Genomic DNA, 13,747 nt, shown 5'->3' with positions numbered 1-13,747 from the left:
TGGAAGAAAATATGCCATTGTAATTTTTATGTGTATAAAAAACACTTTCAATAAAGATGTATACCTTTGTCTTCGGACTTCCAATATAATGAAGTAGTAAATACTTTTCCTTTTCAAGCAGGCTATAATAAAAGGCTTACATTTTTAATGTAAGCCTCAATTCTCTTCTATATTCCAACAATATAAACCTACCCTAAAACCGGAGTAAACTCACCAGTTATCGTCTGATATCCATTATTTTTATCATACTCTTGTTTACGCTCCAACCCGAATTTCTCTAAGATTGGTAAATCGTTTGTTGAAAATAAATAACTATCACTTGAAGCAACGTGCTCGTGTAACGCCCAGTTTGGTACAACAAAGAAATCTCCTTTTGACCAATCAAATCGAACGCCGTTGATAATAGTATACCCTTCCCCTTCATGTACATGATAGATGGATGCATGAGTATGACGATGTGCTTTCCCTCTAAATCCAGCAGGGAGCTTTTGCATCCAGGCTGCAATGGTAGGACAAGCTGTGTCTCCATTTGAAGGATTAATGTATTCAACTGCATAGCCATCATACGGATCTGGCTCAAATCGGCTTAAGCCGTTGATTGCTGCCTCTGTTCCTTGCCATTTATAAGACCCAAGAGGAGCTTTTTTTGAATAGCGGTCCGAAATCGGACGAACCATTCCACCTTGGTAGCGTTGTGAACTATAGTTATCTGGAAGACTAGGCTGCTCGATACGATCTGGATATGGTTCAAAGAATGTTCCACCAAGATAATAAATTGTTGGAATATCAAGACAGTCCATCCAGATCATCGGTTTATCACCTTCATGTCCGTGACCGTGCCAAAGGCCGTTTGGTGTTGTTAAGAAGTCTCCTCTTTCCATAAAGATTCTTTCACCTTGAACAATGGAGTATGCCCCTTCTCCTTCCATGACAAAACGAAGTGCGTTTTGCACATGTCGATGAGATGGTGCTGTTTCACCAGGCTGTATTAATTGAACAGCTGCGTATAATGTTTGAGTCGTTGATGCCCAGCCCCAAGGCTTTCTATAATTTAGACCTGGATTTTGTAAGTAAATCGCTCTTCTTTCTCCCCCACGATCTGGAGTGAAAATTTGTGTAGCTTCCTGTAGCTTTTTCATTAACAATTCACTTTTCCATAAGTATGCCTGTGCATGTGGTTCAGGTGTATGCTTCATTAAATCCGGAATCGCATTCCATAAAGGACCAAGATGGTATTGCTCTATGTCTCGATTAAAATCCTGAACAATCGTACTGTTAAAAAATTCATTTTTTTCAGCCATGTCTTCTCCCCCTATTCTTGATTATACTTTGATAAATTACGTTGAATTTGATGATAGTGCTTTTCAACATGCTCCACGATCAAATGGTTTACGATAAACTCAACTGGTTTCCCATCAAAGCGTGGGTTACGGCTTGGAGCAATTATTTCTAAATCTTCACTTGAAAGAGCTTGAAGCGTTTCTTTAACAAAAGATGGTACTGAGGCAAGTTGGTCTAATACATCTTCAACCAGCAAACTGTTCACATTTGCTTCCGACACCGTTTTCAGTCTTGTTTCATCCGTTAAGCCTCGACCCCATGTTTGATCAGGATGTTCTTTTATCTGTTGAATTTCCCTCACCCAATAAGGAATAGCTTCGGCAACATGAGTAATAATTTGCATAATAGACCATTCTTCCGTAGATGGATTCCATCTAATTTCCTTCTCTGATAGTCCCTTTACTACATGAATGATGTTCTGAATAGATTGTTGAACAGATTCACTGGCGCTCGTTTGTAATGTTTTGGTCATGATACCGGCACCTCCGCTGTTTGTTTCACTTTATTTTCAAGAACTCCAACCTGATCAACCTCAATACGAACCACGTCTCCATCTTTTAAAAACACCTGTGGATCTCGAGCAACACCTACTCCTCCAGGTGTACCAGTAAGAATAATATCGCCTGGCTCAAGCGTCATAATATTCGATAAAAATTCAACAAGATATGGCACTGAGAAAACTAGATTCGCAGTATTAGAACGTTGACGCTCTTCGCCATTCACCGTTAAAACAATATCTAAGCCAGATGGATCTGCTAATTCATCTGCTGTTACTAACCAAGGCCCCATTGGAGCGCTTCCATCTACTGCCTTGCCTTGGAGCCACTGTAATGTTCGACGTTGTAAATCACGATACGTAACATCGTTCACAATCGTATATCCTGCTACATATTTAAGGGCCTCATCTTGTGAAACATTGCGTGCACGTTGTCCAATAACAAAGGCAAATTCTGCTTCATAATCTAACTGCTCTGAAATCGGATGAAACGGAATATCATCCTGCGGTCCAACAACTGTATTGGCAAATTTCGCAAAGACAACCGGATGTGGAGGCAGTTCACGTTTCATTTCTAAAATATGCTCACGATAATTATGGCCAACGCAAATCATTTTGCCAGGAGCAGGAACAGGTGCCTCTATTTTCACATCAGAAACGGAAAATACAAGTCTACGTCCCTTTACTTCAGCATGATTGATCGCATAAGCAACTGCCTTTTTTGCCTCCTCAATGCTTTCTGATCCACCTTGTAGAAATTCCGTCATTTCTCCTGGAACAAATGCATCAGCAATTTTTTCAGCACGTATCTTCCCTTCTGACTCAAGTAACGAACAATAGGCAGCGTTTAAATCAATTACATTTTCATTCTCTATTGCTCCTAAACGTGTTATCCCATCTTTCGTAAACATCACTAGTTTCAATCTCATTCCCTCCAAATCGTAAAATTGTTTTACTCTTGCTAAATATTATATCGAGATGAATAGTGAGCTTACATTCTATCGTTCTTCTATATGGAACAAATAAGAAAAAATCATAAAAATAAAGCTGAGCATGTCATACTCAGCTTTTGTAACGATTTTTTAATTTTCGCATCCTTACTAATTCCGTTATTTTCTCTCCTGAACGAACGACCTCTTCAACTAATCGATGACTTTTCAGCTTACTTTTTATCCGATTTGCTGGTCCGACAATATTAATGGCTGCCAGCACTTTGCCCTTCTCATTATAGATTGGTGCTGCAATCGCCATCACGTCTTCCTGTAGTTCTCGGTCACATATAACATATTTTTCTGCTTTAATTAGATCCATCTTTTCAGATAATCTCTTATGGGAGGTTATTGTGTGGTTTGCATAGGATTCCAACGTTTCCGGTAAAAGTTGGTGTCTTTCATCCTGCTCCTGAAAGGCTAGAATAGCTTGACCAATACTTGTTGCATGGATAGGATGTCTTTTTCCAATATGTGTAAACAGTGAAGTTGGGTTATCACACTCAACCTTTTGAAGATAAATCATATGTTGATCCTCAAGAATTCCAAGATGTGAGGTTTCACCTGTTCTTTCTGTTAACATATTTAAAACAGGAACTGATTCATTTAAAATTGGTAGCTGTGAACTCACAAGATTCGTTAATGTTAAAACAGAGGTTCCTAAGCTGTAACGATTTGTACGGGGATTTTTATAAACAAAGCCTTCACTTGCCATAGATGCAAGCAGCCTGTGAACGGTGCTCTTGCTTAACCCTAAATGTTTCGCAACATCTGTTACACCTTGTTCAGGATGATCCATTGTAAAGCCTTTCAAAATACTCAAAGCATTTGCTAGAGATGAGTCTCTTTTCTCCTTCAATACACTCACTCCACTCTTTTAGACTCTTACATTTTTACTCTTATCAAACAATTCACTAAAGGCATAACATCTCCTTTGTTAAATAGAGGAAACACACTTCTTTTAGTATAATAGAAGAAGAATTTCTTAAAAAGAGGTGAAATGAAGCTCAATGAATAATGATCCCCCTGCAAAAGCGATCTTATCTTCTGTTAAGAATGCTATGAGAATATTACGTTTGTTCAAAATGGGACAGGAAGAATTAAGTGTCACAGAGATTACCAGACTCATTGATTTGCCTAAAAGCACCACACATCGATTAATTTCGGGGCTAGTTGATGAAGGGTTTTTATCTAAAAATCCGAAAACAAATCACTATCGCTTAGGACTATCTCTTCTAACATTAGGTGGTGTTGTGTTTAGTCATAGAGATCTCTTTCTCGAAGCACAACCTATTGTAGACAACCTTGTAGATGAGTTAGGAGAAACCGCTCATATATGCCTTCTCGAGGATCATGAAGTTGTTTATTTGTTTCGAAAAGAATGTGATCAGCCTGAAAGACTCCTAACCTATATGGGCAGGAAAAATCCTATCCATTGTACAAGTGAAGGGTTAGCTATTATGGCGTTTCAAAAACAAAAGAGGATCAACAGCTTTTTAAAGAATACTTTTTACTCTTACACTGAGTTCACACTAACAGATCCAAAAGAATTAAGAGATGAAATGAGTACAATTCGAAAAAAAGGCTATGCCATTACACCCGACCATTTTTACAAAGGCTTTGTCGGGATCGCTGCCCCTATCTATGATTATACAGAAAACGTAGTTGCTTCTGTATCAATTATTAGTTCAACATCACGAATAACAGAGGATAGGTACCCACTTTTCATTGATAAAATAAAAGCAGCAGGCAGTCAGATTTCTGAAATGTTGGGATACTTTAAATAAACCATCCAGCAACAGAACACTGGATGGTTTTTCAATACTATATTAGATAAAACGTATTTCCCTCAGGTCCTATCGGTAAGTGACCAGCCTCAATTAAATCAACTATTGATATAAAAATATTTTTCCCCTCGGCTAGCTCCGCTGTGCATGACATCACACTCACGTACATGGCTAAACCAACTAGATATTCTACGGTTTTCTTTTCTTCAAATTGCTGAAACAGATGCGAGTAAGCACCATGAAAGATGCGTTCCGGCACGCGATCACCTAAATCCAAAAGGTACTTTTCATGACCAGCCTCCTTGATTTTGCGGCTTAACTCTTCTGGAATTTCTTTTAAAGATTCCCACATTTCACTTCCCTCAAAAGTAAGACGGCTAATCGTTTCAGGTACTTCTTCTTTTGATAACCACTTTATTTCATATGAATTCACATTAAGATTATCCATAAATTCAATGACTTTTTCCTCTGCCTCTAGGTTTTGCTGTCCAGCCTTCTTCCCCCAATGAATAGCTTGTATTCTATTCACCATTGCGTCAATAGATTTTGTCTGCCAATCAACTTCTGCAACATTAATATTCTCAGACATGTATCTTCCGCTCCCTTCGATTGGTTTTATGTTAATATTTTGTTGTTAATTCAGGTGGTCCAAATTTAGGACCATAAGGACCTTCATCTAACCAACGTCCTAATCTAGGAACAATAGATACAAGTGATGCAGCTAGTTCACGCTTCATATTCATATCAGGAGCATTTCCTTGTAAATGATGTAGGGCTGTGCTAGAGCCGTCACGGTTCCACAGCGCTGCAATTCTTCGTTCATTTGCCACCGCTTCAATGGCTTCTGTTCGCTCTTCTTCTGAATTAGCTTTTAGGGCTTTTTCGATTCCACGAACAGCTAACAGTGCATCAGGAACTCCAGAGTTTAGACCGCGAGCACCAAATGGAGCGAATAAATGAGCTGCTTCCCCCGCAAGAAGAACTCTGTGTTTTTCATCTGTAAACGAGTTAGCAACAACCTGATGAAAACGATATGTTGATACCCATGTAATCCTTTCCGCGTATTTTGAATCCATTACTTTCGGTAGCCATTTTTTCACTCCTTCAAGATCAGAAAACTCTTCTGGATTATCGTTTTCTAACAGTTGAAGGTCCACACGCCATCCGCCTTTAAAAGGAACAAACATCACATTTCGTCCTCCCATTGCAGGGTGCTGATAATGGAATGTTCTCTCAAGAGGTAGAGGGTTTTCCGCGTCTTCTTTCACATCGACGACAAGAAAAGTATCATTTGTTCTCGGACCCTCAAATTTTAAGCCAGCTTGTTCCCGCACTACAGAACGAGCTCCATCACTACCAATAATGTATTTAGCTTCCCATTCTTCACCAGATTTCGTCGTTAAAATAACATGATCTTTTTCAATAACTAATTTGTCTACAGCTGAATTCCAGGAAAACTCCACACCAGCTTCCAAGCATTCTTCATAAATATGTTTCTCAATTTCATCTTGATGAAGTGCTGTAAAATGCGGTAGTTTATGAGGATCCTTGTTATTAGTTATTCCATAATTACGTACATACACTTCTTTACCTTTGTACAAAGTTCTTTTTACTGGCCATATAATTCCGTTTCTTGCTAGAGTAAAACCCAGTCCTTTTGATGTTTCTTCTAAGAGCTTTAACGTGGCACTATGCAGATAAATAGCACGACTCCCTGGGCGGGCACGTCCAAATGGTTCAGCTTCGATCACAACAGATGAAATTCCCTTTTTTTGCAAAGCAAGACCTGCTACAAGTCCAACCGGACCAGCACCGACAACGATTACATCACATTTCTTTCTATTTGACATATTCTTCTCCCCTTTAATTAAAATGTTTCTTCTTGTCTTGATTATAAGAAATTAAAGTGGATATTCTTATCCTGTTGTTCTTCTATACGGAACAAAAAAATAGTTTTTTTCTAAAACTCTATTAAAATTTTACTAAACAAAGTTACTCTACTAACATCCATACAAAAAGACTCATGGCAGAAAATCTTTCTACAATGAGTCCTCAAAACTAGCATTCTATTTTTTCAACTGCGTGACAAACATTTACTTCAAATCCACCAATTTGTTCTATTTCGATCTTTACCTTATCTCCATGCTCAATTGGACCAACGCCTTCTGGAGTACCTGTTGCGATAATATCTCCAGCATTTAGTGTCATATTGTTACAAGCCACCTCAAAGCACTTATAGCAATCATAAATTAAATGCTTTGTACTGCCATCCTGACGTATTTCATCATTTACCCACAAAGTCATGTTTAAATCATTAGGATCTTCAATTTCATCAGCAGTGACAATCCACGGACCAATTGGTGTAAACGTATCAAACGACTTTCTCCATGTTCTCTCTTCATTTCCTCTAATTGATATATCTAGCAGAGCAAAATAACCAAAAATATAGTTTTTCGCATCTTCTGCTTTTACATTTTTCGCTCTTTTACCAACAATATAGCCAAGCTCTGCTTCATGATCTGTTCGACGGTCTTTAAAAGGAAGAATAATCGGGTCGGTCGGTCCTGATAGTGATTCAGGAGATTTTAGAAATAATGCCAAATCTTCAATTGTTCTCGGGGCATTATTAAACATTTTATTCATTTCAATTTGATGGTTTTTATAGTTAACTGGTGCAGCCCAAATTTTCTTTGTAGAAGGTACAGGTGATTGAAGTTTTACACTAGATAAAGGATATGATGTACTCGTTGCTAAAGCATCTTCTATTCTTCCTTTCAACACATCAAAGTTTTCAATAAGATGTTGAAAAGATTCACCTGGATTAGACGGCTTCCATTCCACTGCATTTGATACGTCAATGATTTGATTTCCTTGAACAATTCCAAGTAAATTCTCATTAAAAATTGCGATTTTCATCCAAGGCTACCTCCTTATCTTAACGCTAGTTTTCCGGTACAAACACTTTTTCTACAATTTGATGACCAGCGTTATCTTCGTATACTTCACTGTACTCAAGATCTAATTTTTCCATAACAGGTTTATCATTAAACGAAAACAGAAACACATCACTCTCTCCAGTGTTCACATGTTCATGCAAACTCCAAGGCGGTAAGATAAAAAAGTCACCTTTTTCCCACTCAAACTTCTCCCCATTAATGACCGTATATCCTGAGCCCTCAAGAACGTGGAAGATGGCACTATGCACATGTCGATGTGCTTTTGTTTGTTGACCAGATTTTAGCTTTTGCATCATCGTTCCAATTCGCGAATCTGCAGAGCCTCCTGTTGTTGGGTTAATATACTCAATCGCATAGCCATCATAAGGATCGTTATCTGCTTCTGTCATTTCATCTAATAAATACTTCACTCGATCAAACTTATATCCAAAGATTGGTGAAGGATAACCAGGCTCCTTTGATTCATTAAGCTTCTTAAAAGCTCCCATTGAAAATTGCTTTGTTGAATAATTTTCAGGCGCTTCCATCGGATAGGTTTCTTCTTCATATGGTTCAAAAAACGAGGCAGCCATTGTTTTCACTAGTCCAACATCTAGTCCATCAAGCCAAAACATCGGCTCCGTTCCTTCGTGTTTATGTTCATGCCACGTCCATGCTGGAGTTAAAATCATATCTCCGCGCTCCATATATGTTTTCTCACCATTAACGGCTGTATATGCTCCGTCTCCTTCAATAACAAAGCGAATTGCTGACTGTGAATGGTGGTGTGATGGTGCACTTTCACCTGGTAAAAGCAATTGAATACCAGCGTAAAGAGTATGAGTACCGTAACCCACAAGACCTCGTTTTAATAAACTTGGATTTTGTAAATAAACAACGCGTCGCTCAGCATCTTTACCTGGTTCAAGTAATTCGCCGGCTTTTAACACATATTCTCGGATTGTTTTCCATTTCCACAAATATGGTTCAACATCATGAACGGGCTCCTTTGTAACCATATGTCCAAGGTCATACCAAAGTGGTCCTAAATGTTGCTTCTTCATGCCATCGTAATACTGATCCATTTCTTCTTTAACAAACACATCGTTTTTTGCCATCTTCACTCACTCTCCCTATTTAGGATCACGATCTATATTTTTCTTCTTTTATAATGATGTCAGCAATCCTGCGTTTTATCTTTACAAAGTCCTTCTGACTACTCCTCACGAGTCGGCATGCAAGTTGGGATAACGATTCTTCATCACCTAAATGCGGCAGAAGGTTTAATGCTCTTATCGCTACTTGCTGTGATTGTTCATGTGTGTACAATATCGTGTAATCGAGCTTTTGTTGGTTTCTATCGAAGCCAGATAATTTAATCACCTTTTCTGTTCTTAATATCGCACTCTCAATTGCATAGATACTTGAAACAAGGTCAGCAAGGAATGCTGCAACTTCTTGTTCTTCGTTTAACTTAACCAAATCATATTTTTGTATGGAAAAAATCATAGCATGATACAAATTTTTTAATAGATGAAGAGTTTGCCTTTCTTCTATAAGAATTCCATCTTGTGCTCTTGTTTTCTCAAATGGTTTTTCATACGTTTTTAGTAATGTTAAGGCTATATTTAATCGATTAATTTCGTTTGTCCCTTCAAAAATACGAGTGATTCTGGAATCACGATATAATGTTTCAATTTCGTATTCGGCCATGTATCCGTAGCCTCCATGCATTTGAAGGGCTTCATCTACAACAAAATCTAGTGTTTCTGTAGACATCACCTTATTGATAGAGCATTCAACTGCCAAATTGCTGATTGCTGATGCAACATCGTCTTGATCGGCTATTTGGTTAAATGACTTTTCTAACAATCCTGCTGTTCGATAAATAGAACTTTCATTTACATATGTTTTGATCGCCATATCGGCAATTTTATCTTTAATTAAATGAAAGCTAGAGAGTGGCTGGCCAAATTGTTTTCGCTGATTGGCATAACCGACCGCTAGCTCAATCGCATGCTTGGCTGTTCCAAGTGATGTGGCAGCTATTTTATGTCGTCCTAGATTTAAGACATTAAGTGCGATGATATGTCCTCTTCCAATTTCACCAATGATATTTTCCTTAGGAACCTTCACATTGTCTAAAAGTATCGAACAAGTAGAAGATCCCTTTAGCCCCATCTTCTTTTCCTCTGGACCAATCGATACTCCATCGAAGTTTTTTTCTATAATAAAGGCAGTAAACCTATCTCCCTCCACTTTTGCAAACACGATAAAAAGACCAGCAAAACCAGCGTTTGAAATCCACTGCTTTTCACCATTCAAAATATAAAAACGACTACATTCGGAAGGAACTGCTGTTGTTTTTATATTCATAGCATCTGTTCCAGCTCCAGGCTCTGTTAATGCATAAGCTGTAATAAGATCACCCGTTAAAATTTCTGGTAAGTACTTTTCTTTTTGCTTCTCTGTTCCAAAATAGGCAATCGGAAGAGCACCAATCCCAGTTTGCCCGCCAAATGTTATCGCAAAAGAACGAGCAAGTGCCATCTTTTCTGAAAGTATCGTTGCGGAGACTTTACCAAGACCTAGACCTCCAACAGCCTCTGGGATATCTGCACTGATTAATCCGAGCTCACCAGCCTCTTTCATCAGTCGTACCGTTTCATCAAATTGCTGATTTTCTATTTTATCTAGTGATGGTCTTACATCTTTCACAACAAACTTCTCAACTAAGTTTTTAATCATTTCATGTTCCTGATTAAAATCCTCCGGGATAAATACTTCATCAAGTTCAACATCATTCGTTAGATAATGCTGTTTCTTTTTTTCCCTGAGCATGTTTTAAACCTCCACATGCTGATTAGGCTGTAACATTTTTGCTCGAACTTCTTCGGGAATTGGCTGTGCTTTTGGCTCTTCTTTAAAAGAAGTCCAAGCACGAACTTCATATCCTTTTGCTATTTCTTTTTCTCCTCTTAAAAACACATGACTAATTTTAAACACTTTATTTTGAATTTCCTGAACTATGCTTTGAACTCTAACAGAATCTTCAAATAAAAGTGGTTGCTTGAATTGACAATTTGCCTCAAGTATCGGACAGCCTATTTGCTGTTCTTGAAATAACTTGGAAGATGGATAGCCAATAGCTGATAAATATTCATGTGTTGCTTCATCCATCCATTTATAAAAATTGGGATAAAATACGATACCTGCAGCATCTGTATCTCCCCATCTCACCTTAAAATCATAGTTGTTTTTCATATAAAGGCCCCTCTTTCACTTTAGACAGGGCGACTTATTTCCCCTGCCAATTGATCTCGCAGCTTTAGCTTTTGAATTTTCCCACTAGCTGTTACTGGAAAGTTCTTTGTGAAAATTACTTTCCCAGGCAATTTATAGATAGCAAGCTGTTCCTTTAGATAGTCTTTCAGTTCCTCTTCCGTGCTTGTTCTTCCATCTTTTAACCGAATGACAGCACAAACAATTTCACCTAGTGTTTCGTCTGGAAGTCCAACTACAGCTGCTTCAGCAATTTTCGGATGCTTCATTAAAACACCTTCAATTTCTTGAGGGTAAATATTAAAGCCTCCTCGAATAATCATTTCTTTTTTTCTACCAACAAACGTTAAGTAACCTTGTTCATTTAATTTTCCTAAATCACCTGTATAAAACCATCCTTCATCATCCAATACATGAGCCGTTTGCTCAGGCAGCTTGTAATAGCCCTTCATCATCCCAAAACTTTTAATAGAAATCTCACCAATATCACCAGGTGGGACTTCTTCTCTTTGATCATCTACAATTTTTAATTGCACACCAGGAATTGGCTTGCCGACTGTTTCACAAATATTTTTTTCATCATCATCGTATGGCGTCATTGTCACTGATACTGTTTCTGTAATTCCGTAGGACTGGCAAAGGTTAATTCCCATTCGCTCTCTAATTTCCTTCATTTTTGCTGGTGAAATTGCAGATGCTCCTACGATTCCTGCTCTTAAGGAAGACAGATCATACTGATCAAAATTTTCCGTTTCCAACACTTTAATAAACATCGTTGGAACACCTTGTTTGATCGTCACCTTTTCTTGTTGTATCAACTCTAACATTTGCTGTGGATGGAATTTTTCTTGCAGCACCATCCGCGCTCCTGAGGATATTGCACAATAGAGATTAATCGCCATACCAAAAATATGAAAAAACGGAGCAGCAATCACAAATACATCTTGATCTGTACAATATAGTTGTCTTTTAATTGTGTTTGCTGATTGCACAACACTTCGATGTGTGATCATGACTCCTTTTGGTATTCCTGTCGTTCCAGAGGTATATAGAATACAATTAATATCGTTAGTTGTATCAATTTCTGCTTCTTCTACTTCATTTTCATGATTTACAAGTAATTCATCATACGATGGAAGACCATCCAGCTTGCATTTGACCGTGATCACTTCAGGTACAACATAAAGAACTTCTTTGAATCCAATGTTTTCTTCAAATTCTTTCGTAGCGAAAAGAATTTTAGGTTCAGAGTTATTTAGAATAAAATTCACTTCATGTTTTTTATACTTTGGGTTAAAAGGAACAAGAACACCCCCAAGTTTAGCGACAGCAAAGAAGATAATAGCCGTTTCATAAAAATTAGGTAATGCTACAGCAATTCGATCACCTTTCTTTATCCCCTTAGCCCTTAACCCTGCTGCAATACGATTCACATCTTTAAAAAACTCAGAGTATGAAACACGTTTCGATAAGTCGTATATGGCTTCTTTTTCTCCATACTTGGTAGCTGTCCTTTTCAGTAAACCATACAAGGTCATTTGATCTTCTTTATGATTCATACCTAGCATCCCTCTCCCTTGTTTCTATTCTTAACAAGTGATAGATATTGAAATTAGTATATTTATAAGGGTATATTTCCTAAAATCGATCTGATTTCATATTAATAACATTCGATACAACGCTTTCATTTCCTTGAAAATTCTAAATATTTATTCCGGAAAACAATTATAATGCTTCCCAAACAGCTGCAATTCCTTGACCGCCTCCGATACATACTGCGGAAGCCCCGTATTTTTTGTTTCTTCTTCTTAATTCATAAATAAGGGACGTTGAAATTCTTGTTCCACTTGCAGCTAATGGGTGTCCAATTGCAACAGCTCCACCATTTACATTGCCGATTTCTAAGTCAAATCCTAACACCTTTTGGCAAGCAAGATATTGTGCCGAAAAGGCCTCGTTAATTTCAATTAAATCTAGATCTTCTATTGTCATATTTGCTTTTTTCAATGCACCTTGAATAGCTGGAACCGGTCCAATTCCCATATACTTAGGCTCAACACCGACTACTTCCCAAGATACTAAACGTGCAATTGGTTTTAAGCCACGCTCAGCCGCATAGTCACCCGATGCAACAACTATTGCAGCAGCTCCATCCACCATTCCACTTGCATTCCCAGGTGTAACCACACCATTTTCAACAAATCGTGCCTTTAATTTAGCAAGCTGTTCCAAACTTGTGTGTCGAACATGTTCATCCTCTGAAATCACTTTATCGCCTTTTCGTCCCTTGACTGTCACCGGAACAATTTCTTCCTGTAAATAGCCCTTTTCTCTTGCTGCCAATGCACGTTCATGACTTGAGAGTGCATGTTGATCTACTTCTTCTCTTGTTACATTGTATTTTGCCGCAAGATTTTCGGCTGTTTCTCCCATTGTGCAATCTCCATAAGTATCATAAAGACCATCCCATACCCAATCCTCAACAACTGGTGCACCAAGCTGACTACCCCATCTCATTCCACGAATAACGTGAGGCACCTGACTCATGCTTTCTGTTCCACCAGCTAATACTACATTTGCTTCATTTGTTAAAATATAGCGTGCTGCCGTTAAAACTGATTCCAGACCAGTGCCACATAAGCGATTAATGGTTAGAGCAGGAACATCAATCGGTGTCCCTGCCTTTAACCCAACATGTCTTGCTAGAAGATGAGCGTCTTTACTTGATTGCTGAACATTTCCAAATACAACCTGATCAACATCCTCACCAGTAATTTTCGCTCTATGCAGGGCTTCTTTCGCTGCAATTGCGCCTAAGTCAGTTGCGGTAATCTCACGAAATGATCCGGAAATCTCGGCAAATGGTGTTCTTGCTCCTTCTAAAATCACAATATCTTTCATGGTATTTCACCTCAT

At 38.2% G+C, this 13,747-nt stretch carries 13 protein-coding genes; 1 reads left to right on the top strand and 12 read right to left on the bottom strand.

What is annotated here, in order from left to right:
• Positions 1-188: 188 nt before the first annotated feature.
• The 4 genes from LPC09_RS05765 to LPC09_RS05750 form a co-directional block, all read right to left on the bottom strand.
• Complete coding sequence (locus LPC09_RS05765; RefSeq protein ID WP_098795358.1) at positions 189-1,301, bottom strand: cupin domain-containing protein; 1,113 nt, start codon at positions 1,299-1,301, stop codon at positions 189-191.
• Positions 1,302-1,312: 11 nt separating this feature from the next.
• On the bottom strand, positions 1,313-1,813 hold the full coding sequence (locus LPC09_RS05760; protein ID WP_231309189.1) for a DinB family protein: 501 nt from the start codon (positions 1,811-1,813) through the stop codon (positions 1,313-1,315).
• Positions 1,810-2,760 (bottom strand): fumarylacetoacetate hydrolase family protein, encoded by a 951-nt coding sequence (locus LPC09_RS05755; RefSeq protein WP_231309188.1) that lies wholly within the window; start codon positions 2,758-2,760, stop codon positions 1,810-1,812. The genes LPC09_RS05760 and LPC09_RS05755 overlap by 4 nt, the downstream gene beginning before the upstream one ends.
• 139 nt (positions 2,761-2,899) lie before the next feature.
• A complete protein-coding gene (locus LPC09_RS05750; protein WP_231309187.1) occupies positions 2,900-3,685 on the bottom strand; it encodes an IclR family transcriptional regulator in 786 nt (261 codons plus the stop codon).
• Positions 3,686-3,836: 151 nt separating this feature from the next.
• Between LPC09_RS05750 and LPC09_RS05745 the strand changes: the two genes are divergently transcribed.
• Entirely contained in the window at positions 3,837-4,613 is a 777-nt protein-coding gene (locus tag LPC09_RS05745; RefSeq protein ID WP_098795362.1) for an IclR family transcriptional regulator, read from the top strand.
• Positions 4,614-4,650: 37 nt separating this feature from the next.
• Here the strand turns inward: LPC09_RS05745 and LPC09_RS05740 are convergent, their stop codons facing one another.
• The 8 genes from LPC09_RS05740 to LPC09_RS05705 form a co-directional block, all read right to left on the bottom strand.
• Positions 4,651-5,202 carry a hypothetical protein gene (locus LPC09_RS05740; protein WP_098795363.1) on the bottom strand — a complete coding sequence of 184 codons (552 nt, stop codon included), beginning with the start codon at positions 5,200-5,202 and terminating at the stop codon, positions 4,651-4,653.
• Between the two features lie 31 nt (positions 5,203-5,233).
• Complete coding sequence (locus tag LPC09_RS05735) at positions 5,234-6,463, bottom strand: FAD-dependent monooxygenase (protein WP_231309186.1); 1,230 nt, start codon at positions 6,461-6,463, stop codon at positions 5,234-5,236.
• 208 nt (positions 6,464-6,671) lie between these two features.
• The gene (locus LPC09_RS05730) at positions 6,672-7,529 is read right to left on the bottom strand and encodes a fumarylacetoacetate hydrolase family protein (protein ID WP_098795365.1); all 858 of its coding nucleotides are present in this window, start codon (positions 7,527-7,529) and stop codon (positions 6,672-6,674) included.
• 25 nt (positions 7,530-7,554) lie between these two features.
• Positions 7,555-8,667: a cupin domain-containing protein gene (locus LPC09_RS05725; protein ID WP_098795366.1), complete on the bottom strand. Its 1,113-nt coding sequence runs from the start codon at positions 8,665-8,667 to the stop codon at positions 7,555-7,557.
• Between the two features lie 25 nt (positions 8,668-8,692).
• Positions 8,693-10,390, bottom strand: coding sequence for an acyl-CoA dehydrogenase family protein (locus LPC09_RS05720; protein ID WP_098795367.1), 1,698 nt, complete (start codon positions 10,388-10,390; stop codon positions 8,693-8,695).
• Between the two features lie 3 nt (positions 10,391-10,393).
• Positions 10,394-10,813, bottom strand: a complete 420-nt coding sequence (locus LPC09_RS05715; RefSeq protein ID WP_098795368.1) for an acyl-CoA thioesterase — start codon at positions 10,811-10,813, stop codon at positions 10,394-10,396.
• Between the two features lie 20 nt (positions 10,814-10,833).
• A complete protein-coding gene (locus LPC09_RS05710) occupies positions 10,834-12,390 on the bottom strand; it encodes a class I adenylate-forming enzyme family protein (protein WP_231309185.1) in 1,557 nt (518 codons plus the stop codon).
• Between the two features lie 166 nt (positions 12,391-12,556).
• Entirely contained in the window at positions 12,557-13,732 is a 1,176-nt protein-coding gene (locus LPC09_RS05705; protein WP_098795370.1) for an acetyl-CoA C-acetyltransferase, read from the bottom strand.
• Positions 13,733-13,747: the final 15 nt, after the last annotated feature.

Source organism: Metabacillus sp. B2-18, from assembly GCF_021117275.1.
Classification (GTDB): domain Bacteria; phylum Bacillota; class Bacilli; order Bacillales; family Bacillaceae; genus Metabacillus.
The sequence above is the reverse complement of the archived record's forward strand: the minus strand, read 5'-3'. Positions and strand labels throughout refer to the sequence as shown.